15 protein-coding genes and 6 pseudogenes are annotated in these 22,430 nt (G+C 59.6%); 14 read left to right on the forward strand and 7 right to left on the reverse strand.

The window, feature by feature from the left end:
- Window positions 1-14: 14 nt before the first annotated feature.
- The 4 genes and pseudogenes from AB8B31_RS02250 (at window position 15) to AB8B31_RS02265 (ending at window position 3,969) form a co-directional block, all read left to right on the forward strand.
- Window positions 15-268: pseudogene (locus tag AB8B31_RS02250) on the forward strand (hypothetical protein).
- Window positions 243-709: pseudogene (locus AB8B31_RS02255) on the forward strand (lysozyme). The pseudogenes AB8B31_RS02250 and AB8B31_RS02255 overlap by 26 nt, the downstream one beginning before the upstream one ends.
- Window positions 706-1,027 (forward strand): annotated as a pseudogene (locus tag AB8B31_RS02260) (hypothetical protein); the annotation flags it as partial. The pseudogenes AB8B31_RS02255 and AB8B31_RS02260, both read left to right, overlap by 4 nt.
- 359 nt (window positions 1,028-1,386) lie before the next feature.
- Window positions 1,387-3,969, forward strand: coding sequence for an autotransporter family protein (locus AB8B31_RS02265; RefSeq protein WP_165548373.1), 2,583 nt, complete (start codon window positions 1,387-1,389; stop codon window positions 3,967-3,969).
- A gap of 59 nt (window positions 3,970-4,028) precedes the next feature.
- Here the strand turns inward: AB8B31_RS02265 and AB8B31_RS02270 are convergent.
- The 3 genes and pseudogenes from AB8B31_RS02270 to AB8B31_RS02280 all read right to left on the reverse strand — a co-directional run.
- Window positions 4,029-4,314 (reverse strand): annotated as a pseudogene (locus tag AB8B31_RS02270) (hypothetical protein); the annotation flags it as partial.
- Between the two features lie 140 nt (window positions 4,315-4,454).
- Window positions 4,455-5,225 (reverse strand): HEPN domain-containing protein, encoded by a 771-nt coding sequence (locus AB8B31_RS02275; RefSeq protein WP_425376514.1) that lies wholly within the window; start codon window positions 5,223-5,225, stop codon window positions 4,455-4,457.
- Window positions 5,226-5,234: 9 nt separating this feature from the next.
- Window positions 5,235-5,417, reverse strand: a complete 183-nt coding sequence (locus AB8B31_RS02280) for a hypothetical protein (protein ID WP_425376513.1) — start codon at window positions 5,415-5,417, stop codon at window positions 5,235-5,237.
- Between the two features lie 373 nt (window positions 5,418-5,790).
- Between AB8B31_RS02280 and traA the strand changes: the two genes are divergently transcribed.
- The gene (gene traA / locus AB8B31_RS02285; RefSeq protein ID WP_131703045.1) at window positions 5,791-10,425 is read left to right on the forward strand and encodes a Ti-type conjugative transfer relaxase TraA; all 4,635 of its coding nucleotides are present in this window, start codon (window positions 5,791-5,793) and stop codon (window positions 10,423-10,425) included.
- Between the two features lie 481 nt (window positions 10,426-10,906).
- Here traA and AB8B31_RS02290 read toward each other — a convergent pair whose 3' ends face one another.
- Entirely contained in the window at window positions 10,907-11,821 is a 915-nt protein-coding gene (locus AB8B31_RS02290; protein ID WP_131703044.1) for a nucleotidyltransferase and HEPN domain-containing protein, read from the reverse strand.
- 837 nt (window positions 11,822-12,658) lie between these two features.
- On the opposite strand from AB8B31_RS02290, the gene AB8B31_RS02295 reads away from it, so the two are divergent.
- The 3 genes from AB8B31_RS02295 (at window position 12,659) to AB8B31_RS02305 (ending at window position 15,032) form a co-directional block, all read left to right on the forward strand.
- Window positions 12,659-13,351: a winged helix-turn-helix transcriptional regulator gene (locus tag AB8B31_RS02295; protein ID WP_131703042.1), complete on the forward strand. Its 693-nt coding sequence runs from the start codon at window positions 12,659-12,661 to the stop codon at window positions 13,349-13,351.
- Window positions 13,352-13,465: 114 nt separating this feature from the next.
- The gene (locus AB8B31_RS02300; RefSeq protein WP_245515229.1) at window positions 13,466-14,632 is read left to right on the forward strand and encodes an 8-amino-7-oxononanoate synthase family protein; all 1,167 of its coding nucleotides are present in this window, start codon (window positions 13,466-13,468) and stop codon (window positions 14,630-14,632) included.
- A 19-nt stretch (window positions 14,633-14,651) separates the two neighbouring features.
- Window positions 14,652-15,032 (forward strand): hypothetical protein, encoded by a 381-nt coding sequence (locus AB8B31_RS02305; RefSeq protein WP_205928187.1) that lies wholly within the window; start codon window positions 14,652-14,654, stop codon window positions 15,030-15,032.
- Here AB8B31_RS02305 and AB8B31_RS02310 read toward each other — a convergent pair.
- Window positions 15,024-15,146 (reverse strand): annotated as a pseudogene (locus tag AB8B31_RS02310) (TraC family protein); the annotation flags it as partial. The gene AB8B31_RS02305 and the pseudogene AB8B31_RS02310 overlap by 9 nt on opposite strands.
- Window positions 15,147-15,364: 218 nt before the next feature.
- Here AB8B31_RS02310 and AB8B31_RS02315 point away from each other — a divergent pair.
- The 3 genes and pseudogenes from AB8B31_RS02315 to AB8B31_RS02325 all read left to right on the forward strand — a co-directional run.
- A pseudogene (locus AB8B31_RS02315) lies at window positions 15,365-15,901 on the forward strand (MobA/MobL family protein); the annotation flags it as partial.
- 212 nt (window positions 15,902-16,113) lie between these two features.
- Window positions 16,114-16,551 carry a DUF4174 domain-containing protein gene (locus tag AB8B31_RS02320; RefSeq protein ID WP_130792420.1) on the forward strand — a complete coding sequence of 146 codons (438 nt, stop codon included), beginning with the start codon at window positions 16,114-16,116 and terminating at the stop codon, window positions 16,549-16,551.
- A gap of 43 nt (window positions 16,552-16,594) precedes the next feature.
- Window positions 16,595-16,762 carry a hypothetical protein gene (locus AB8B31_RS02325; protein ID WP_165548372.1) on the forward strand — a complete coding sequence of 56 codons (168 nt, stop codon included), beginning with the start codon at window positions 16,595-16,597 and terminating at the stop codon, window positions 16,760-16,762.
- Here the strand turns inward: AB8B31_RS02325 and AB8B31_RS02330 are convergent.
- Window positions 16,759-17,640 carry a LysR family transcriptional regulator gene (locus AB8B31_RS02330; RefSeq protein ID WP_130658412.1) on the reverse strand — a complete coding sequence of 294 codons (882 nt, stop codon included), beginning with the start codon at window positions 17,638-17,640 and terminating at the stop codon, window positions 16,759-16,761. The two genes, AB8B31_RS02325 and AB8B31_RS02330, sit on opposite strands and share 4 nt — an antisense overlap.
- Complete coding sequence (locus tag AB8B31_RS02335; RefSeq protein ID WP_130658413.1) at window positions 17,637-17,951, reverse strand: putative quinol monooxygenase; 315 nt, start codon at window positions 17,949-17,951, stop codon at window positions 17,637-17,639. The genes AB8B31_RS02330 and AB8B31_RS02335 overlap by 4 nt, the downstream gene beginning before the upstream one ends.
- Before the next feature lie 179 nt (window positions 17,952-18,130).
- Here AB8B31_RS02335 and AB8B31_RS02340 point away from each other — a divergent pair, with 179 nt between their 5' ends.
- The 3 genes from AB8B31_RS02340 to AB8B31_RS02350 all read left to right on the forward strand — a co-directional run bounded on the left by AB8B31_RS02340 (window position 18,131) and on the right by AB8B31_RS02350 (window position 22,386).
- On the forward strand, window positions 18,131-19,627 hold the full coding sequence (locus AB8B31_RS02340; protein WP_018070268.1) for a CoA-acylating methylmalonate-semialdehyde dehydrogenase: 1,497 nt from the start codon (window positions 18,131-18,133) through the stop codon (window positions 19,625-19,627).
- Between the two features lie 341 nt (window positions 19,628-19,968).
- A complete protein-coding gene (gene rirA / locus AB8B31_RS02345; RefSeq protein ID WP_003545647.1) occupies window positions 19,969-20,451 on the forward strand; it encodes an iron-responsive transcriptional regulator RirA in 483 nt (160 codons plus the stop codon).
- A 339-nt stretch (window positions 20,452-20,790) separates the two neighbouring features.
- Entirely contained in the window at window positions 20,791-22,386 is a 1,596-nt protein-coding gene (locus AB8B31_RS02350; protein ID WP_130658414.1) for an ABC transporter substrate-binding protein, read from the forward strand.
- Window positions 22,387-22,430: the final 44 nt, after the last annotated feature.

Consider the following 22,430-nt stretch of genomic DNA (forward strand, 5'->3'; position numbering starts at 1 on the left):
AACGGGAGACGTCCATGCTCGTCCATAACTGGCGGGAGGTGCTGAAGCGTGCCTGGTCGGTGCGGTTGGTGGCACCGGCGTTGCTTATCATCATTCTAGAGGCCGTCTACATCTCTTTGCCGAGGCTTGGGTTTCTTACAACATCTATATCCAACTCGTGATGTCAGCGGTCACTGGCCTTCTTACCGCGGCCGCCGTCGTGGCGCGCATCGTCTTCCAGCAAAAAATCTCAGGAGATTTGAATGGCAAACCGCCTGCAGAAGCGTAGTGCCGCCGCGGCCATGGCCGTTGCGGTGGTCGCAAGTTTTGAGGGGCTGCGCCAGAATGCCTATCGCGATCCGGCAACGCAGGGACAGCCATGGGCGATCTGCTATGGCAGCACCAATGGCTTCTAGCCGGGGGATTACAAGACAGTGGAGCAGTGCAAGGCGCGCTGATGTCTCTGGAACTGCAGACCTATGTGGCCGGGATAGAGAAGTCCGTCAAGGTTCCATTGCCGGATGCCCGTTTTGTCGCCCTGACCTCGTTCAGCTATAATGTCGGTGTCGAAGCTGCGTGTGGATCCAGCGCGGTCAAACTCATCAACGAGGGCAAGACTGCTGAAGGCTGCGAAGCCCTTCTGAAGTGGAACAGTGCCGCCGGCATCGTCTTTCCCAGTTTAACCAGGCGCAGCCAGAAAGAAAGTCAGTTCTGCATTGAGTGCTTATGATGGGCATCCTTGATGCGCTCAAGCTCGGGGCAGGCGGGGCCGCTGGGCGCTGCTGTATCCCTCTATACCGTCTTGATCGGCTATCCGTCCGCAGCGCGCGAGGCGAGCGTAGGATATTTCCTCGTGGCCGAAAAGACTGCAGCAGAGGCCAGAGCTTTTCAGATGGAACGCCAGCGCAACGCGACAGCCCAGGCTAGCGACGAGCACCGCAAGCGCCTTGCCGCCGCCGAGCGGGCTGCCAGAGATACCTTCGAAATCGAGATCCAATCCTATGAGCTTCAGCATTCGGAAAAGAACTGCGCTTGCGCTGTCACTGCTGAGCGCCTCAACCGTGCGGCTACCCTCAAAGGGCAGGCGCAAGCCGGCATTGTCTTCCGCCGCTTCCTGATGATCTCCGCAAGGAGGAAGCCCACGCACCCGTCGAGGAAAGCCAGGCGTTGATCGCTGTCCTCGCCCGCGAGCGCCAGGCGCTTGACCGCGCCAACGGCCAGGGGCGCACCGGGATTTCACTGTGGTAAATTCCTGACACTCGTCAATTCTTATCGCGATGTAGTTGTCAAATCCGATTGAATTGCATCTTAAAGTCAATCTGAAAGAGCATTTGTAGGGGCGGCTTCATGCGGGCGAGCAATGTGTTTCACAGAACGAGGAAAAAGAAGCTTCTTTCAGGGATCTGCTTGGCGGCGCTGACCCTCGGCTGTCCGTTTGTTACTCCGGTTTCGGCGGCGACTTACACGGCGAACAGTGAGGCGCAGCTCAACGCTGCTATCACGGCGGCGAATGCCGATCCCGACCCAACCGCGACGATCCAGCTGACCACGAGTTTCTCGGTTTCAAGCGCAGCTCTCAATGCACCCGGCAAGCCGATCACCATCGACACCCAGGGCTTCACGCTGTCCGGCTCCGTCGACCCGAGCGGCGACGGCCTCGCGCCTCTCTTTCAAGGAGGAAGCGGGTCGTTCACGCTCGTGGGTAATGTGGTGGGCGGAGAAGGGTCGTTTCCTTTGCTGGGAGAAGGAGGCAGCGGCGTAAGGCTCGAGCAGAGCGCAAGTGTGATCAATAACGGCACGATCACGGGCGGTTTCGGCCCGGACAACGATGGCGGAGACGGCGTATTCATTGATGTGAGCGCAGCTCCGGGCGTGACCTTCATCAATAATGGAACGGTGCGAGGCGGGGACGGCAACCCGTTCGGCGGCAACGGTATTGTGGTCGCCTCTGCCACCAACGGCGCAATCGTCAATACCGGAACTATTTATGGTGGAGACTGGTCAGTCGCAATTTTCGCCAACTCAGCTGCCGTCAGCCTCAATTTGATCAACAGCGGCACAATCGTATCGGGCCCCAGGGAAGAGATTGCGATCCTGCTGACGCCGGGTGCCACGAACGGCATCACGCTGGAACTTCAGGCCGGCTCGAAAATCTTCGGCGAGGTCGTCGGCAATGCAGCCGCGGCCAACGACACGCTGCGGCTCGGCGGAAGCGGCACCGACAGTTTCGACGTTTCGGAAATCGGCCAAAAATACCGGAACTTCGATACCTTCGAGAAGACCGGCACTGGCACCTGGGCGCTGATTGGAACCGGCACGGTTGCGACGGACTGGGATATACAGGACGGCACCTTGCAGATCGGCGACGGCAGCATCCTCGGTGATATAAGGAACAATGCAACGCTCGCCTTCAACCGCTCGGACGTCTTCACTTTCGACAATCTCATCTTCGGCAACGGCACCATCCGCCAGGTCGGCACCGGTAGAACGATCCTGAGCGCCGACAATTCCGCCTTCGCCGGCAACACCATCGTCGAAGCCGGTACGCTGTCGGTGAATGGTATCCTCGGCGGTACGTTGGATGTTCTGGCGGGCGGACGGCTCCAGGGCAACGGCCAGGTCGGCACGACCGACAACGCCGGCACCATCGCGCCTGGCAACTCGATCGGGACGCTGACGGTATCAGGCGACTATGTCGGCAGCGGCGGCACACTCGAAATCGAGAGCGTGCTCGCCGGCGATTCTTCCCCTACCGATCGTCTCGTCGTCACCGGCGACACATCAGGCACGACCAATGTCAAGGTCATCAACCTCGGCGGCGTTGGAGCGCAGACCGTCGAAGGCATTAAGATTGTTGATGTCGGCGGCACTTCGGCCGGCTCCTTCTCGCTGCTCGGCGACTATGTGTTCGAAGGGGACCAGGCCGTTGTCGCCGGTGCCTATGCCTATCGGCTTTACCAAGGTGGCGTCAGCACCCCCGCTGACGGCGACTGGTATCTGCGCTCAGCGGTTCTCGCGCCGGCCGTGCCGCTCTACGAGGCCTTTGCTGGCGCGCTGCAGAGCCTCAACGAATTCGGCACGCTGCGCCAGCGCACCGGCGGGCGCGAGGTGGACGATGGTCAATCCGCCGACGCCGCCGCGAACGACCCTACCAAAGGGATCTGGACACGCATCGACGGAAGTCATTCGCATTTCGAGCCGGAGACCTCGACGACGGGCACCGAATACGACGTCAACAGCTGGACGCTGCAGGCGGGCGTGGACGGAATGCTGCATGAAAGCGGGGCGGGCGTCTTGATCGGCGGGATCAGCTTCCATGTCGATACTGCCTCGGCGGACGTCTCCTCGCGCTTTGGTAAGGGCGACATCGATACGACAGGCTACGGCTTCGACGGCACCTTGACCTGGTACGGGAACAGCGGCTTCTACATCGATACGCAGGCTGGCGTGACCTGGTACAGCAGTGATCTCAAATCCTCGACGCTTCACACCACGCTTGCCGACGACAATGGCGGCTTTGGCTATGGCCTGAGTGTCGAAGCCGGCCAGAAGATTGCGCTGTCTAACCGGTGGTCGCTGACGCCGCAGGCGCAGCTTGCCTATTCCTCCGTGCGTTTCGACGACTTCACCGATCAATATGGCGCTGCGGTATCCCTTGACGATGGCGACAGCCTGACCGGCCGCCTCGGCATCTCGGCCGATTACGACAGCGACTGGAAGGATGCCTCCGGAAAGATCGGCCGCTCGAAGCTCTACGGCATCGCCAATCTCTATTACGACTTCCTCGACGGCTCGGATGTCGATGTCTCGGGGACCAGCCTCGTCAGCGAGAACCAGGCGCTCTGGGGCGGCCTTGGCATGGGTGGCTCGCTCAGTTGGGCGGACGACCGCTATGCCGTCAACGGCGAAGCCTTTGCCCGAACCAGCCTCAAGGACTTTGGCGACAGCAACGCCATCGGGGCGAAGGTCGTGTTCAGCGCGAAATGGTAGAGTAATGCCACTCTTGTCATGCACTTCGGTCGAGAACATGATACCGCCGCCTTAGTCCGTTATGGGCCATTTCCCTGCCGGCAATGCAGTTCCAGCAGCTTATCATAATGCTCCTCGACCCTCCGGCATGCCTCCCGCGAGGTCTCCTCCTATCCGTTGTAAGGCAATAAGTGCTCTCTGACCCAACGTACGTGGGTGGCGTTCCACTTCCACATGCCCGACTTGCCGTCGCTCGTTTGGTCAGGCTGGATGCGGCCGAAAGACTCTCGCCGTCGAACCGGTGAAACTCTGATGTCCTTGTCCTGGCCACGTCTCGCGCCATCTGAACTTTGGCTGATATCGATCTCATTGGAGTAGGTGTCATATGGCCCCAGTTCCAAACCATTCCGATTTGCGTTATGTCAAAACGCAAGCGTTTAGGCTGCTGACATGATCAAAACTTTCGTCAAGGGTTCCACGATTTGTCAATCCACTCACGCAGCAGGTCAACAGCATGACTGCGAATCTCGCTTGGTTATGTCGCTGCCAATTATTCCTTTAAGGATCTCCAGGTGCCCTTTGCAAACCGTCTTGACCAGCCTCAGCAGTAACGCAGTTTGTTCTGCAAGCCAGCCAAGAGCCTCCTCGCTGATCTCGTAATGTGTGGAATAGCGAGCCTTCACATAGGCCTCGTTCAATGTGTTGAACCAGGCGCGTTCCTTGTGCTGATCACGCGGAAAGGCTTCGGCCAGGCGACGGTCCTGCTCCTCGGCGAGTGAGCGCAGGAACTTGATGTTGTGCGATGGCGGGCCGTAATTGGTCAGAGTGAGCAGAACGCAGGAATAGGCTTGTTCGAGTGCTTGATGCAGACTGAATGAGGACAGGTTTGACCAGGCATCCCCGGTCCTTTCCGACTTGCTGAGTTGAAATTCAGCTGTTGCAAGAAAAGCGCTGGCTTCGCTAAACCTTTGCTCGAAATGCTCCTTCGCCAGCCGCAGCCGATCCTCCTTCGAAAGGGGCTCGGGCTCGACCAACGGCTCATCGTCGAGCTCATAAAGGACGATGCCTTCCTTGCGAATATCTGAGAAAAAATACTGCCCTTCCTTGAGGTAGGTGTTCACCTCGCGTCTGGAATGGACGATGAAGCTCACCGGCGTTTCGACTGAGGCTTCGTGGATCAGCCGGTCCGCTGCCTTGTGCCAGTATTCGGCGAACTCGCAGAGCTTGCGGTTGTTGACGATGATCAACAGATCAAAATCGCAGCGATACCCCTTCATGGTGAAGGGTTAATCGACCCATCCGCCCTTGGCGTAGGAGCCGAACAGGATGATCTTTAGGATCCTGCCGCGCTTCTTGAAGTCGGCCGTGCCTTCCTTGAGCGCATCTTCGAATTCCTCGTGGACGATTTCGAGGACGCGGCCAAGTTCTCGCTGCTTGCGAAGCGGCATATGTTCAAGCGACGATTTCATGAGCAATCGATAGGCGAAAGATCCAACATCGTCTACTGGCAATTTTAGCATCGCTCAACTCCTTTTTTGCCCTTATGTCCCATCCCGTTGCCAACTCCACTCTAGGGATTGATGAAAAGCTTCAAGCGCTTAGGGACAAAAATTGTCTGATTCCGGCGTAGTTGGAACGCTGTGCCATAGGGCGAACAAAGTGTGAAACAGGTTTCAGATTAAACTACCTTGAATAGAACAGTTAAATCGCTTATTTGTCGCAGTTAATGGACCCGCGCGAAAACCGGAGACAAGCGCGGAGCGCGTCAGTCGTTCGGTCTGACTATTGTGAAAGACCGATGTCGCTCGTTGGTGCAACTGCTCCGGATATGCGAGGACAATCATGGCGATCATGTTCGTCAGAGCGCAGGTGATCAGCCGGGGAGCGGGACGCAACGTCGTCGCCGCCGCCGCCTATCGTCATCGCACCCGGATGATGGACGAACAGGCCGGCACGTCGTTCAGCTACAGGGCCGGGGCCTCCGAGCTGGTGCACGAGGAACTGGCCCTGCCGGATCAGATGCCGGATTGGCTGCGGTCGGCGGTCGACGGTCGTTCCGTTGCCGGTGCCAGTGAAGCGCTGTGGAATGTTGTTGAAGCTTTCGAAAAACAGGCAAACGCGCGGCTGGCGCGCGAGCTGATCATCGCGCTGCCGGAAGAGCTGACGCGGGCCGAGAACATCGCCCTGGCGCGCGAGTTCGTCCGTGATAATTTCACGTCCGAGGCAATGGTCGCCGATTGGGTCTACCACGACAAGGATGGCAACCCGCATATTCATCTGCTGACGACCGTGAGACCGCTGACGGAAGAGGGCTTTGGGCCGAAAAATGCTCCTGTTTTGGGAGAGAATGGCGAGCCATTGCGTTTTGTCACGGCCGGGCGGCCCACGGGTCGGATCGTCTATAAGTCCTGGGGCGGCGACAAGGAAACCTTGCAGGCCTGGAAGATCGCCTGGGCGGAGACGGCCAACCGACATCTGGCGCTTGCCGGCCACGAGATCCGGCTCGACGGCCGCTCCTATGCCGAGCAGGGCCTCGATGGCATCGCACAGAAGCACCTTGGCCCGGAGAAGGCAGCGCTCTCCCGCAGGGGTGCCGAGATGTATTTTGCTCCGGCCGATCTTGCCCGTCGCCAGGAGATGGCCGACAGGCTGCTGGCAGATCCTACGCTCCTGCTGAAGCAGTTGAGCAATGAACGCTCCACCTTCGATGAGCGCGACATCGCCAAGGCGCTGCATCGTCACGTCGACGATCCCGCCGTCTTCGCCAATATCCGCGGGCGGCTGATGGCGTCGGACGATCTCATCATGCTGAAGCCACAGCAGATCGATGCCGAAACGGGGAAGGCGAGCGAACCCGCCATCTTCACCACGCGCCAGATCCTGCGCATCGAATATGATATGGCGCGGTCGGCGCAGGTTTTGGCGGAGTACCGCGGATTTGCCGTTTCCGATCGGGTGGTTGCAGCCGCGATCAGCAACGTCGAGACCCGGGATCCCCAAAAATCCTTCCATCTCGATCCGGAGCAGGTCGACGCCGTCCGTCATGTCACGCGGGACAATGGCATTGCCGCCGTCGTCGGCCTTGCCGGCGCCGGCAAGTCGACCTTGCTTGCCGCAGCCCGCGTCGCCTGGGAAAGTGATGGCCGCCGGGTGATTGGTGCGGCCCTTGCCGGCAAAGCCGCCGAAGGGCTGGAAGACAGTTCCGGCATCAGGTCGCGAACACTGGCCGCCTGGGAACTCACCTGGGCCAGCGGACGCGAGTTGCTCGAACGCGGCAACGTGCTTGTCATCGACGAGGCCGGCATGGTGTCGTCGCAGCAGATGGCCCGCGTGCTTGACATCGCCGAGCAAGCGGAGGCGAAAGTCGTGCTGGTCGGCGATGCGATGCAGCTCCAACCGATCCAGGCGGGTGCGGCGTTCCGGGCAATCACCGAACGCATCGGTTTTGCCGAACTTGCCGGCGTGCGCCGCCAGCGCCAGCAATGGGCGCGCGAGGCGTCACGGCTTTTTGCCCGTGGAGAGGTCGAACAAGGCCTCGACGCTTATGCCCGACATGGCCACCTGGTCGAGGCTGGGACACGGGACGAAGTCATCGCGCGGATTGTTGGCGACTGGAGCGAAGCGCGCAAACTGGCAATCGAAACGTCTGTCCGCCAAGGCAATGATGGTCGTCTTCGCGGCGACGAGCTGCTCGTACTCGCCCACACCAACGAGGACGTAAAGCGTCTGAACGAGGCGCTGCGATCGGTGATGTCGCAAGAGGGCGCGCTCAGTGAGAACCGCACTTTCCGGACCGAACGCGGCGCGCGGGACTTCGCCGCCGGCGATCGCATCATCTTCCTCGAGAATGCCCGCTTCCTCGAGCCACGTGCGCCCCGTCTCGGTCCGCAACATGTGAAGAACGGCATGCTCGGCACAGTCGTGTCCACCGGCGACAAACGTGGCGACACATTGCTGTCGGTCCGTCTCGACAATGGCCGCGACGTCGTCATCAGCGAGGACAGCTATCGCAACGTCGATCATGGCTACGCCGCGACCATCCACAAATCACAAGGTGCCACCGTCGACCGGACCTTCGTGCTCGCCACCGGCATGATGGACCAGCACCTGACCTATGTGTCGATGACCCGGCATCGCGACCGCGCCGATCTCTATGCGGCAAAGGAAGACTTTGAGGCGATGCCGGAATGGGGACGGAAGCCGCATGTCGATCATGCCGCCGGCGTCACCGGCGTGCTTGTGGAAACCGGACTAGCCAAGTTCCGGCCGAATGACGAGGATGCCGACGACAGCCCCTATGCCGACGTCAAGACGGATGACGGCACCGTCCATCGTCTTTGGGGCGTCAGCCTGCCGAAGGCGTTGGAGGAGGGCGGCGTGTCGGAAGGCGACACAGTCACCTTGCGCAAGGACGGAGTGGAGCGGGTCACGATCAAGGTCCCGGTTGTCGACGAGCAAACCGGCCAGAGGCGGTTCGCGGAAAGAGAGGTCGACCGCAACGTCTGGACCGCTAAACGGGTCGAAACCGCCGCAGAACGCCAGCAACGCATCGAGCAGGAAAGCCATCGACCGGAACTGTTCAAGCAGTTGGTAGAGCGCCTGTCGCGCTCCGGCGCCAAGACGACGACGCTCGATTTTGAGAGCGAGGCGGGTTATCGCGCCCAGGCGCAAGACTTTGCGCGACGCCGTGGTCTCGATCATCTTTCGCTTGCCGCAGCCGGGGTGGAGGAGGCCGTTTCCCGGCAGTGGGCCGGGATTGTCGAGAAGCGCGAGCAGGTGGCGAAGCTTTGGGAGCGGGCGGGCGTTGCGCTCGGCTTCACGATCGAGCGGGAACGGCGGGTCGCCTACAATGAGGAACGAACCGAAACGCAAACCGTCACAAGCGCGGACATTGCTGGCGGCCGATATCTGATCCCGCCCGCCACAGGCTTCGCCAGGAGCGCTGATGAAGATGCGCGGTTGGCGCAGCTTGCGTCGCCAGCCTGGAAGGAACGGGAGGCGATCCTGCGGCCGTTGTTGGAGAAGATCTATCGTGACCCGGATGCAGCACTTGTCGCCCTGAACGCGCTTTCATCGGATACAAGCATCGAACCGCGCAGGCTTGCCGACGATCTCGCCGCAGCACCGGAGCGGCTCGGCCGCCTGCGCGGTTCCGATCTCATCGTCGCTGGTCGTGCGGCACGCGACCAGCGCGGTGTCGCTTTCACGGCATTGATGGAATTACTGCCGCTCGCCCGCGCCCATGCCACCGAGTTCCGCCGGAATAGCGAAAGCTTCGATCTCCGTGAGCAACAGCGCCGCACTCATATGTCATTGTCGATCCCAGCGCTCTCGAGAAAAGCGATGGCACGTCTCACGGAGATCGAGGCAGTGCGCAGGCAAGGTGGTGACGACGCCTACAAGACCGCCTTTGCGCTTGTCACCGAAGACCGCTCGATCGTCCAGGAGATCAAAGCGGTCAGCGAGGCGTTGACCGCCCGCTTCGGCTGGAGCGCGTTTACCGCGAAGGCCGATGCGGTTGCCGAACGCAACGTGATTGAGCGTATGCCGGAAGACTTGACGAGCATCAGCGGCGAGAAGTTGACCCGGCTGTTCGAGGCCGTGAAGCGCTTTGCCGACGAGCAGCATGCTGTCGATCGGCGGGATCGTTCGAAGATCGTCGCCGCGGCGAGTGCCGATCAGGGGATGGAGGCAGACAGGGAGAGTGCCGCCGTGCTGCCCATGCTTGCAGCCGTCACCGAGTTCAAGACCCCTGTCGACGAGGAGGCGAGGTCTCGCGCTCTCGCCACACCACTGTATCGCCAGCAGCGCGCCGCGCTGGCCGACGTGGCATCAACGATCTGGCGCGATCCGGCCGGCGCCGTCGGCAAGATCGAAGAGCTGCTTGCCAAAGGTTTTGCCGCCGAGCGCATCGCAGTCGCGGTGACCAACGATCCGTCCGCCTACGGCGCATTGCGCGGTTCCGATCGGCTGATGGACCGAATGCTGGCCGCCGGTCGGGAGCGCAAAGAGGCGGTGCTGGCCATGCTTGAAGCTGGGGCTCGGCTGCGCGCGCTCGGTTCGGCCTATGTCAATGTGCTCGAGGCCGAACGCCAGGCTGTGACCGAGGAGCGTCGGCGCATGTCAGTCGCCATTCCCGGCCTCTCGAAGGTGGCGGAAGAGGTGCTCATGCGGCTGACCGCCGAGGCGAAGAACAACCGCAAGCCGAGCGCCCCTGCCTCGGCGCTCGATCCCGGCATCCGTCGCGAGTTTGCCGCCGTCGGCACCGCGCTCGATGAGCGCTTCGGCCGTAGTGCCATCATTCGCGGCGAACAGGATGTCATCACTCGCGTGCCACACGCACAGCGCCATGCCTTCGAAGCGATTCAGGAAAAGTTGAAGGTCCTGCAAGAGGCCGTCCGAAGGGAAAGCAGTGAGCGGATCATCTCGGAACGGCGTCAGCGGGTTGTCAGCCGTAGCCGTGGCATCGATCTTTGAAGTCCATCGAAGAACCGAAGGATCGTTGCGATCAAATCGTATGTCGACGTAGGCATCAAGGAAGCTTATCGCGATTTGCCGCGGCCTCGCGAGTGTAATAATCCGCGGCATTCTCGACATCGTGTGGCGAGGAAAGACAGGGTTGACGGTCACTTTGAGCTTTTTCGCGAGCCGCGGTTTTCGCAGATCATCGAAATAGTTGGGCATCAACCGGCTCTATCGTTTCGGATGAAGAACCCTCAAGCGGGAGCGTAGGCAAATGCTCACGATCTTTGTCGCGACTAATCAATTCTCGTTCGTATTCGCCGCTGGTGCCATAGCCTCGCCCTGCGCGACCTGTTGATCGACGAACTGTTTCAGGTTATCCGGCGCGAGATATTCATAGAAAAACAGCCAGGATGGCAAAAGTTGGCAGGGTGGGAACTCCGGGTCGAAGTCGCCGTTCGAGGGTGCGCCACTCTCGCGAAATTAAATGGCAAGTTCAAATATCTCCAGCGTCTTTTTGAAGCTTGGTTAGATGTTCCTCGCACACGGTCTTGACCAGAATATGCAGGTCGGCCGCACGTTCGCCGAGCCAGGTCAACGCCTCTTCGCTGACTTCGAAGTGCTTCGAATAGCGGGCCTTCACGTAAGCCTCATTGATAGTATTGAACCAGGCACGATAGCGCTGTTGGTCGCGCGGCCAAGCATCCACCAAACGGCGATCGCGGCTTTCCGCCAACTTACGCAGGAAAGTCAGATTATGGGAAGCGGGGCTATAGTTGGACAGCGTCAAAAGTGCAGCCGAATAAGCGTGCTCGATAACTTGATGAAGGAAAAAGGCTGCGTGCTTGTAGCGCCGCTTTTCAACGTACAGCTTGAAACCGTCCAACAAATCAGTTGAGAACGGGAACCTCTCTTCAAAATGCTCCTTGGCAGTTCGGTACTCCTCGGCCTTCGAGAGTGGCTTCGGTTCGGGCAGCGGTTCATCATCGAGCTCGTAAAGGACGATCCCCTCGCGGCGGATGTCCGAGAAGAAGTATTGCCCTTCGTGGAGCGCCGTGTTGACCTCACGCCGCGAGTGAACGATGAAGCTGACGGGCGTCTTGATACCGCGATCGTGGAGAAAGCGGTCGGCCGCCTTGTACCAGTACGTGGCGAAGTCCGACAACTTCCTGTTGTTGACGATCACCAGCAGATCATAGTCGGAACGGTAGCCTTTGAGCGTGTGCGGCTCGTCGACCCAGTCGCCACGGGCGTATGATCCAAACAAAATGACCTTGAGGACCCGCCCCATTTTCTTGAACTCGGCCGAGCTATCCTTCAGCGCGTCCTGAAACTCCTCGTGCAGAATATCGACAACGCGGGCCAACTCGCGCTGTTTACGCTCGGGCAGATGGTCGAGGCTAGATTTCATCGGCGGTGGGCATCTTTCATGACAGAACTTTTAGCCATCGTATTCCAAGAAAACCAGTCCCCCTGCGCTTGCTGCGTGGATCATGATCCTTCGCTTCGGCGACCCTCCGTCTGCCCCACGCCTACGTGTCCGTCCTCGATCTCGGCCGTCAAACCGAGCGGCGTGCACGATCAGTGCGAAACCGGCCGACCTATAAGGCCGGCCAGATTCATAGTGCCGGATGCTGTCGGAACGAATATCCGCCCGACATAACTTTCAAAGTCTATGACCCGCGCCTTTGTTTTCGGATTTCCACAATCTCCTCTGTCCCCAGATGCTCGAAAACCCGGACCCAAAATTTGAAATCGCCCGAGCGACCGTCGGAGCGCGCGCCTATGGCACACCAGGCCGCCGCTGTTTTCGCATGTCGTCCGTAAAGCGAACTGACAGCAGTACATATGTCCCCAACATCTGCATCACTCCAAAAATCCGGTGTGGCCGCGGCGACGCAGCCGGTTGAAAACCTTTCGAACATTTCGCGCATTAAAAAGCCCCGTTACCGTCCGGAAACAGGCCATCAAATTATGCCGGACGTCGATGCCACCGAGTGGGCCACGATCACGTGTCGTCCCTGGCAAACATGCGCTTCTGTGCGAAGTGCTTCTCACGCCCAACATTATGTTGTAACAAAACTGAAACGCAAGTTATAAAAATACCCGCAATGAGAGCGCTTTCGCGATTCTCTCGCGGTATTTTACGAAGGAGGCTTGATATGCCACTGAGAGCGAGGCAATCCGGTGTAAGTTTTGTCGTATCAAAATTAGATATGATGGGGTTAACAGCTGGCGGGGCGAGCCGATGAGCGCACTTCTGGCGATCGTATCCCGGGATGCCGACTATTATTTGATGCTGTCATACATCTTGAGAGGGGCCGGATATAGGACGGTGCTGGTCGATATTCCAAACGAGGCCGTAGCGATCGCCGAGGAGCTTGACGCGGCAGCGATCATCGTCGACTGCCAGCCGGGTTCACAAATTCTGGCTGATATCGCGTCGGGTCTGAAGGAAAGGGGACTTGCCAGCGACGTCACGCTCATCGCGCTCGTCGCCGAAAAGGCCGCCTATCTCGACATCCTGAAAGCCAACGTGGATGAGAGCTTTACAAGGCCAATGCCGCCTGAACGGCTGCTGTCTTACCTCCACGGTGAAATAGGCAATTCCTCCGGCGAAGCGTCTGGCCGCCTCGTTCCAATATTTGACGATATGAAGCTGGACGTCAGCGGCCGGCGTGTCCTGGTAAGGGGTATGCCGGTCAATCTCAGCCCGATCGAGTTTCGTCTGCTGAGCGCTCTTATGGGTGACGCGGGGCGCGTTCTCAGCCGCGCGGAACTGATCTCGGTCGCTTGGCCGAAATCAGCCTTCGTCGAGCCGCGGACAGTCGATGTTCATATCGGCCGGCTCCGGCGTGCATTGAGACGGGCGCTTGGCCGCGATGTGATCCGCACCGTGCCAAAGGAAGGATATGCAATCGACGTTGGCCAAAGTATGTGACTTCGCCACGTTCACAAGTTCACCGAAATTTCCCGAAAACTTTCTGTCGCCGTCGTTGCATAAACAACGAGCACGCGCATAGCGTGAAGTCCGTTGAATATTTGGGAGCACAACATGCAAGAGGCAGTTTCGGGCGCCGGATCCGCGAAAACATCCCATAGAAACACCGCGGGCCTGATCAGCCACGCGAGTCCCCACTTTGCCGCCGCCCATCTCGACGGCTTGATGGCCCTCTATGTCCATCCGTCTGACGGTCGAGCGGTGGAGCTGCCGATTTCGGAGCACCGATCGGAACGCGTCGTCGACTTCGTCCGCTGCTCGTATCTCGGCCTCGACAATCACCCCTCAATCATCGAGGGCGCAATCGAGACCGTTCGGCGCTACCGAACACTGCACTGGTCCTGCGCCCGGACGCGGCTCAATTTTGCAGTCCTCGGAGACCTCGAGGATGCTCTGTCTGATCTCTTTGGCGCGAGGGTTATCACCTACACAACAGTGCTGGCCGCCAACTTAAGCGCGCTTCCTCTGATTGCGTCTGGTGTTCTGACCGGCGGCAAAAAACCAGTCATGGTATTCGACCGTCTCGCGCATGCAACGCTCGCCTTCAACAAGCCCGTCGTTGCCGAGGAATGCGAGGTGCGCACCATAGGCCACAACGATCTTCAGGCGCTCGAAGAAATTTGCCGCCGGAACGAGACGGTCGCCTATGTTTGCGACGGTGTCTATTCCATGGGCGGCTGTGCCCCGATCAAGGAGTTGCGGGAGCTTCAGGAGCGATACGGCCTCTTCCTTTACATCGATGATGCTCACGGCATATCGATCTTCGGGGAAAGAGGCGAGGGGTTTGCCCGTTCACAAATGCCCGAAGGTCTCGGTGAACGGACGATCATCGCAGCCTCGCTCGGGAAGGGCTTCGGAGCGTCGGGCGGCATGCTGATGCTCGCAACTGCGTTCCAGGAAGAGATCTTCCGGCGCTTTGCTCTCGCACACGCCTTCTCGGCCTCGATCAATGTTGCGGCGATCGGTGCCGCTCTCGCCTCCCAATCGATCCATCGCACACCGGAATTGGGCGTTCGGCAAAGGGCGCTCGCCGAACACATCTCTCTTTTCGACGAACTGGTGCCGACCGCACAGGCGGGGTCACGACTGCCGATCAGGACCGTCGTGGTCGGCGACGAGCTTGCGGCAATCGGCGCTGCCAGGCTGGTGCTTGATTCCGGTTACTATACGTCAGCCATTTTCTTCCCGACCGTGGCGAAGGCTACTACATTCGCAATGTGAACTCAGGTCATCCGACCGCATGATCGCAGAGGATCTGTTTCGAAACGATCTGTACCTCTCGCTTGTCTGGCATCCGGGTCTGGCCGCGGCGAAGGCCGCCGCGATATTCGCCGACGACCTGCGTACCCTTTTCCATCAGCACGACCCGGCCGTTTCCATGTGGCAATGGGAGGACAACAAGCCCACCGGGCAGGACGGTTCCGACGCTGTCCAGCCGATGGCGACCGGCCAGGTGTCTTCCTATGGTGAAGAGCCGCTGGCGCAGGAGCCGGCCGCCTTTTCGCATTTCGATGCCGTGGGCAACGGTTCGGTTCAGTCCCCGCGATGGCAGCTGCTGGACGGACGGCGACAGTGCATGGGCTATCCGACCGCCCGCCCGAACGTCAGATCTCAGCCCTGACTTTGTCGCCACGCGGGCAAACCGCGCGGCCAATTTAACTATCAGAATTCGCCGACGTTCACGCAGTCTCTGCATCTGCGCATCGAGATCAGAAATCGATGTTTTTACGGCCATTGGTGACTCCTTTCCTGAAAATAGCCTCTGAAGATCGATTATACTAACTAGAAAACGATAGTTAAACAGGCTATTTTGTACCAGCCCCAAGACGTCGCAGCCGGAATTTCGGCCGATGGCCGTCTTCCGGAAAAGCGGTATCGACCCTCCGGGCCGATCGGTTTGAGGGCGCAATGTACGTCGCTGTTGCGACGTGCTCGGATGAGGTGGAGGCGGCAGTGGCGATCATGTTCGTCAGAGCGCAGGTGATCAGCAGGGGAGCTGGACGCAGCATCGTCTCGGCCACCGCCTATCGCCACCGCGCCCGGATGATGGACGAACAGGCCGGTACGTCCTTCAGCTACAGGGGCGGGGCCTCCGAACTCGTCCATGAGGAACTGGCTCTGCCGGACCACATGCCGACCTGGCTGCGGACGGCGATCGACGGTCGTTCCGTTGCCGGCGCCAGCGAAGTGCTGTGAAACGCGGTCGACGCCTTTGAGAAACGGGCAGATGCGCAGCTGGTCATCGCGCTGCCGGAGGAACTGACACGGGCCGAGAACATCGCGCTGGTGCGGGAGTTCGTCCGTGACAATCTCACTTCAAAGGGAATGGTCGCGGATTGGGTCTATCACGACAAAGACGGTAATCCGCATATCCATCTGATGACCATGCAAGACCACTGACGGAGGAGGGGTTTGGACGCAAGAAGGTGGGTCACTAGCGAAGGCGGCGCTCCCTTGCGGATCGTCACCCCTGATCGTCCGAACGGCAAGAACGGCGCCGACCTGATACCGACAAGCCAACCCCTCTAGTGAGTCCAGGCGTCACCTGGCAATCGTTGAAGGAGAATTCCACGCTCACGAAAGCCTCCGTAGTGCCAAACGAACTGATGAATTTGGGACGCGAGACCAAAAGTTCGGTTCCTGAAGTTTCGATGGAACCCATGCCGCACCGGGTCGTTCTGCATGTTAACGGGAGAATACGCATGTCGAAAACCCTTCTCTACGGTGCGACGAAGATCGACGAGAACAACAGCGCTTATGCGCCGGCCGAAAGTCTCGCCCAGTTTCAGTGGAAGAACCGCGTCTTCGTTGTTTTCGCCGACAGGGATAATTCCCGCGCCGCCCGGCAGGAAAATCACCTGCTGGCCGATCGCTCGGCCCTCGACGAGCGTGACCTGGTGGTGCTCAAGGTTTCCGGCGCCGGCGTTCGACCGTTGTTCGGTGCGGCTGACGGCCTCGACGGCGAAGCGATCCGCCGCGATCTGGAGGCGCCGGAGGTGGGCGAATTCGCCGCCTTCCTTCTCGGAAAGGACGGCACCGTGAAGCTCAAGGCCAGCGAGCCGATTACCGAGGGCGAACTCTTCGCCATCATCGACAGCATGCCGATGCGTGCTGCCGAATCGCTGAAGCCGGACAAATAGCCCCGAACGTCGCGTAAACTGAAATCATCAAAGGGAGGCGGTCATGTCCGTGCCCAACGAACCCATTCCCGATCAGCCGCCGATGCCCGGGCCCAGCTGGAAGCCGGTGCCTCCGATCAAGGAACCGGAGCCGGACCGGCTGCCCGACGAAGCGCCGGTTCCCAATCCCGACGAGAACGACGAACCGGCAAAACACACTTTCGAGACTTAAAGAAAGATGTGCCGTTCGGCGCCGACGAGTTCCTGCAGGAAATCGGCAACGCTCCTGACGCGCATGAGGTCGCGCGCCGTTTCGTGATAGGTCGTCCAGTAAGCGCGGCGGATCGAAACCTCCGGCAGGATGCGCTGGAGTTCCGGATACTGGCGGGCGATATAATCGTGCAGGATGCCGATTCCAGCGCCTGATCGTACCGCTTCCGTCTGACCGATCGCTGTCGAAATTTCGAAGCTGGCATCCCAGCTCCGCATGACCTCGCCGGAGAAATTCAGCGAGGCCGTGAAGATCAGGTCTTCGACATAACCGATGCGCGGATGCGCTTTCAGCGCGTCGATATCGCCTGGCGTGCCCTGGGAGGCGAGGTAGTTGCGTGAGGCATAGAGACCGAGCGTGTAGTCGGTGAGCTTGGAGGAGACGAGCCGGCCTTGTTCGGGCCGCTCCAGCGTGATGGCGATATCCGCCTCGCGCTGCGACAGCGAGAAAGAGCGCGGCACCGGCACGAGCTGGATCTTCAGCTCCGGATGGCGCTCGATCAGTCTGCCCATGCGCGGCGCAAGAAAGGAAACACCGAACCCATCAGGCGCGCCGACGCGCACAGTCCCGGCAATTGCCGTATCCGTGTGGCCGAGGCTGGCTTGTGCTGCGAGCATTTCCGTTTCCATCCGCTCTGCGGATGCCAGGAACACTTCGCCTTCGGCCGTCAGCTCGCAGCCATTCGTGCGACGGATGAAAAGCCGCGTCTTCAGCGCCTCTTCCAGCGAAGTCAGTCGACGTGAGAGCGTGGCGTGATTGAGCCCCAGCCGCTTCGAGGCGGCAAGGATCTGCCCGGTGCGGGCGACGGCGAGGAAAATACGAACATCGTCCCAGTTCATGGCTTGGCACGCATGGCGATCGGATCGACCTCGATAAGCGTCAGCGACGTAACCATCTGCGCCGTCTGGTTCTTGTACTTAAGGAAATGCGGTGTTCGCAGATGGGCCTCGTATGCTTCCTGGTCGGCATAGACTTCAAGGATACGGATCCGGTTTGGGTGGTCCCTGATGGAAACAGCGCTCAGGGAAAGGACGCCGTCTTCCAGCGCCAGGGACGCTTCGATTTCTTCCGTGAGCAATGCACGATAGGTTTCAAGCGTGTCCGGATCGATCTCCAGCTCCGCCATTCTGACGACGGGTTTCCGGCTCATCGGTTTGACCTCCTCTTGGGGTTTGACTTGTCGGCGTGCCGTGCCAAGTTTGAAGCAGCCGCAGCGCCTGATGCAACGATAGGGCTATAATCTACGCACAACGGTTGCTTATATCAGCGCATTGATTTGTGCAAATTGAAGTGCGATTGTCGGTCATCCAAAAACAGGAGGAACATCCCATGCGTGAGATCGGTCATTTCATCGGCGGCAAGCAGGTTGCCGGCACCAGCGGCCGCGTGAGCAACGTCTACAATCCGGCGACGGGCGAAGTGCAGGCGACGGTCGCACTCGCAAGCGTGGAGGAACTGCGCGCCGCCGTCGAAAATGCCAAGGCTGCGCAGCCGAAATGGGCTGCCACCAATCCGCAGCGCCGCGCCCGCGTCTTCTTCAAGTTCGTCGAACTCCTGAACAAGCACATGGACGAGCTTGCCGAAATCCTCTCCAAGGAGCACGGCAAGACGATCGAGGATGCCAAGGGCGATGTCATTCGCGGCCTCGAAGTCTGCGAATTCGTCTGCGGCATTCCGCATCTCGCCAAGGGCGAGTTCACCGAGGGCGCCGGGCCTGCGATCGACATGTATTCGATCCGCCAGCCGGTCGGCATCGGCGCCGGCATCACCCCCTTCAATTTCCCGGGCATGATCCCGATGTGGATGTTTGCGCCGGCGATCGCCTGCGGCAACGCCTTTATCCTGAAGCCCTCCGAGCGTGATCCCTCCCTGCCGATCCGCCTCGCCGAACTGATGATCGAGGCCGGTCTGCCCGCCGGCATCCTCAACGTCGTCAACGGCGACAAGGGTGCGGTCGACGCGATTCTCACCGATCCCGATATCGGCGCCGTCTCCTTCGTCGGCTCGACGCCGATCGCCCGCTACGTCTATGGCACCGCGGCGATGAACGGCAAGCGCGCCCAGTGCTTCGGCGGCGCCAAGAACCACATGATCATCATGCCGGATGCAGACCTGGATCAGGCCGTCAACGCCTTGATGGGCGCAGGCTACGGTTCGGCCGGCGAGCGCTGCATGGCGATCTCGGTTGCCGTTCCGGTCGGCGAGGAGACTGCCAACCGCCTCGTCGAGAAGCTGACGCCGAAGATCGAATCCCTGCGCATCGGCCCCTACACCGACGATAAGGCCGACATGGGCCCGCTCGTCACCAAGGAAGCATATACTCGAGTTCGCGGCCTGATCGACCGCGGCATCGAGGAAGGTGCCAAGCTCGTCGTCGACGGGCGCGATTTCAAGCTCCAGGGTTACGAAGACGGCTATTTCGTCGGCGGTTGCCTGTTCGATCATGTCACGCCTGAGATGGATATCTACAAGACCGAGATCTTCGGACCTGTCCTCTCCGTCGTTCGCGCCAACAACTATGAGGAAGCGCTGTCGTTGCCGATGAAGCACGAATATGGCAACGGCGTCGCCATCTATACCCGCGACGGCGATGCCGCCCGCGATTTCGCCTCGCGTATCAATATCGGCATGATCGGCATCAACGTCCCGATCCCGGTTCCGCTCGCCTACCACTCCTTCGGCGGCTGGAAGGCCTCGAGCTTCGGCGACCTCAACCAGCACGGCACGGATTCGATCAAGTTCTGGACGAAGACCAAGACCGTCACCGCCCGCTGGCCCTCGGGCATCAAGAGCGGCGCCGAATTCGTCATGCCGACGATGAAGTGATCGTCACGACCCCGATTTGAAATCTGTAATTCGGGGGCCTTTTGGCTCCCGAATTTTTCCTCGTCATGCGATTGCCGACGATATCGGTCCGACATCGAGGATGTCCTGAGACAAGGGCGCGGTCTGCTCGCCATCTCCTACTCCCCCAGTGCCGAGGTCAAACTGATGCGCAAGGCACGCCCGAGCGCAAGCAGGCGATCCGGGATGACGTCGAGGTCCTGAAGCGGGATTGACGTCGCGGCAAATGGCCTCATAAGCTGAATGCGAATTTCATATTTTGGAATTGTTCAAAACTAGCAAACCGCCTATATAGGTCTGAACAGACGAGTCAGGAGAATGGCATGCGGTTGACGAAGCAGACGAACTATGCGGTTCGCATGTTGATGTATTGTGCTGCCAACGACGGGCACTTGAGCCGGATTCCGGAAATCGCCAGGGCCTATGGCGTTTCCGAGCTCTTTCTTTTCAAGATCCTTCAGCCGCTGAACAAGGCGGGTCTGGTCGAAACCGTGCGCGGTCGCAATGGCGGCGTGCGCTTGGGCAAGCCGGCCGCCGACATTAGTCTTTTCGACGTCGTTCGGGTGACGGAAGACAGTTTCGCCATGGCCGAATGCTTCGAGGATGACGGGGAGGTCGAATGCCCGCTGGTTGACAGTTGCGGTTTGAATTCGGCGCTGCGCAAGGCGCTCAACGCCTTCTTCGCCGTGCTGTCGGAATATTCCATCGACGACCTCGTCAAGGCGCGTCCGCAGATCAATTTCCTTCTCGGAATTACCGGCGAGCCGGCATATCGCAAACCCGCGATCGTTGCCCCCGCCGCCTGATTTAAAGATCAGAACATACTTCTGAACCGCGGTTGCCCCGGCAACCGCGGTTTTTGTTTTTGCAGCGTCTGGTTGGTCTCCGGCATAGGGAGGAAATGCCGTCGGCATGTCGCGATGGGCGCGTTTTTATACCAAATGCGACAAAATTTCGGTCATTTTTGTGCGAATATTTCCGAATGAGGCTGATTTTTGACGGAAAATTTCTAAAATTGTCCAGGTGGAAAAATTTTCTGCGTAGCCCGTTGCTTTCAGTAAATAAATATCGTTCCATCGAGCGTCGACCGAGATGCCAATCTACGGTCTCCAAACATCAAAAAAGAACAACCGGGAAACAATATTATGAAAAAGATCTCTGTCCTGCTGGCAGCGACGGCCTTGATTTCCGTCATGGCGACGTCGGCCTGGTCCAAGACCCTTGTTTATTGCTCCGAGGGCTCGCCGGAAGGCTTCGACCCGAGCCTCTATACGGCAGGCACGACCTTCGACGCGTCGTCGCGCACGGTCTATAGCCGCCTCGTCGAATTCAAGCACGGCGGCACCGAGATCGAGCCGGGCCTGGCTGACAGCTGGAGCGTTTCGGCCGACGGCACGGAATACACCTTCAAGCTTCATCCTGGCGTTAAGTACCAGACCACCGACTTCTTCACGCCGACGCGCGATTTCAACGCCGACGACGTCGTGTTCTCCTTCGAGCGCCAGCTGAAATCCGACAATCCGTGGAACAAATATGTCGAGGGCGGTTCTTACGAATACGCTGCCGGCATGGGCTTTCCCGAGCTGATCAAGTCGGTCGAGAAGGTCGATGATCTCACGGTCAAGTTCACGCTCAACCATCCCGAAGCGCCGTTCCTCGCCGACCTCGCCATGGACTTCGCCTCGATCGTCTCCAAGGAATATGCCGACAAGCTCGCCGCCGACGGCAAGATGGCGCAGCTCAACCAGCAGCCGCTCGGCACTGGCCCGTTCACCTTCGTCGCCTACCAGCCGGATGCCGTCATCCGTTACAAGGCGAACGAAAGCTATTTCAAGGGCAAGGAAAAGATCGACGATCTGGTTTTCGCGATCACCTCTGACGCTGCCGTGCGCGCCCAGAAGCTGAAGGCCGGCGAATGCCAGCTGATCCCCTATCCGAATGCAGCCGACGTGCCGGAACTGAAGAAGGATGAAAATCTGACCGTTCTGGAACAGGCCGGCCTCAATGTTGGCTTCCTCGCCTACAACACCCAGATGGCCCCGTTCGACAAGCCGGAAGTTCGCCGCGCCCTGAACATGGCGATCAACAAGCAGGCGATCATCGACGCCGTCTTCCAGGGTGCTGCGGCCGTTGCCAAGAACCCGATCCCGCCGACGATGTGGTCCTATAACGACGCCGTTCAGGACGACAAGTACGATCCGGACGCTGCCAAAAAGGCTCTTGCCGATGCTGGCGTCAAGGATCTCAGCATGAAGATCTGGGCGATGCCGGTTTCGCGTCCCTACATGCTGAACGCGCGACGTGCCGCCGAACTGATGCAGGCGGACTTCGCCAAGATCGGTGTCAAGGTCGAGATCGTCACCCATGAATGGGCCGAATATCTGAAGCTCTCCTCCGACGTGAAGCGCGACGGCGCCGTCATCCTCGGCTGGACCGGTGACAACGGCGACCCCGACAACTTCATGGATACGCTGCTCGGCTGCGACGCCGTCGGCGGCAACAACCGTGCTCAGTGGTGCAACAAGGAATATGACGACCTGATGACCAAGGCCAAGCTGACGGCCGATGTCGGTGAGCGCACCAAGGCCTATGAGCAGGCGCAGCTGATCTTCAAGAAGGAAGCTCCCTGGGCAACCATCGACCATTCGCTCGTCTTCGTTCCGATGAGCAAGAAGGTCTCGGGCTTCCAGATGGACCCGCTCGGCATTCACCGTTTCGACGGCGTCGACGTATCCGAATAACAAGAATAATGTAAGAATGCCCGGCAGAGCTGGGCGCAGCCGGC

Origin of the sequence: Rhizobium sp. 62_C5_N11_2, assembly GCF_051811185.1 — a bacterium.
Classification (GTDB): Bacteria; Pseudomonadota; Alphaproteobacteria; order Rhizobiales; family Rhizobiaceae; genus Rhizobium; species Rhizobium leguminosarum.

Excerpts from the sequence above, each read along its gene's own strand:
- AB8B31_RS02275 (WP_425376514.1), bottom strand. The coding sequence starts at position 5,225 with ATGAAGGGGTATCGCTGCGATTTTGATCTGTTGATCATCGTCAACAAC.
- AB8B31_RS02280 (WP_425376513.1), bottom strand. The coding sequence starts at position 5,417 with ATGAAATCGTCGCTTGAACATATGCCGCTTCGCAAGCAGCGAGAACTT.
- traA (WP_131703045.1), top strand. The coding sequence starts at position 5,791 with ATGGCGATCATGTTCGTCAGAGCGCAGGTGATCAGCCGGGGAGCGGGA.
- AB8B31_RS02290 (WP_131703044.1), bottom strand. The coding sequence starts at position 11,821 with ATGAAATCTAGCCTCGACCATCTGCCCGAGCGTAAACAGCGCGAGTTG.
- AB8B31_RS02295 (WP_131703042.1), top strand. The coding sequence starts at position 12,659 with ATGAGCGCACTTCTGGCGATCGTATCCCGGGATGCCGACTATTATTTG.
- AB8B31_RS02300 (WP_245515229.1), top strand. The coding sequence starts at position 13,466 with ATGCAAGAGGCAGTTTCGGGCGCCGGATCCGCGAAAACATCCCATAGA.
- AB8B31_RS02305 (WP_205928187.1), top strand. The coding sequence starts at position 14,652 with ATGATCGCAGAGGATCTGTTTCGAAACGATCTGTACCTCTCGCTTGTC.
- AB8B31_RS02320 (WP_130792420.1), top strand. The coding sequence starts at position 16,114 with ATGTCGAAAACCCTTCTCTACGGTGCGACGAAGATCGACGAGAACAAC.
- AB8B31_RS02325 (WP_165548372.1), top strand. The coding sequence starts at position 16,595 with ATGTCCGTGCCCAACGAACCCATTCCCGATCAGCCGCCGATGCCCGGG.
- AB8B31_RS02330 (WP_130658412.1), bottom strand. The coding sequence starts at position 17,640 with ATGAACTGGGACGATGTTCGTATTTTCCTCGCCGTCGCCCGCACCGGG.
- AB8B31_RS02335 (WP_130658413.1), bottom strand. The coding sequence starts at position 17,951 with ATGAGCCGGAAACCCGTCGTCAGAATGGCGGAGCTGGAGATCGATCCG.
- AB8B31_RS02340 (WP_018070268.1), top strand. The coding sequence starts at position 18,131 with ATGCGTGAGATCGGTCATTTCATCGGCGGCAAGCAGGTTGCCGGCACC.
- rirA (WP_003545647.1), top strand. The coding sequence starts at position 19,969 with ATGCGGTTGACGAAGCAGACGAACTATGCGGTTCGCATGTTGATGTAT.
- AB8B31_RS02350 (WP_130658414.1), top strand. The coding sequence starts at position 20,791 with ATGAAAAAGATCTCTGTCCTGCTGGCAGCGACGGCCTTGATTTCCGTC.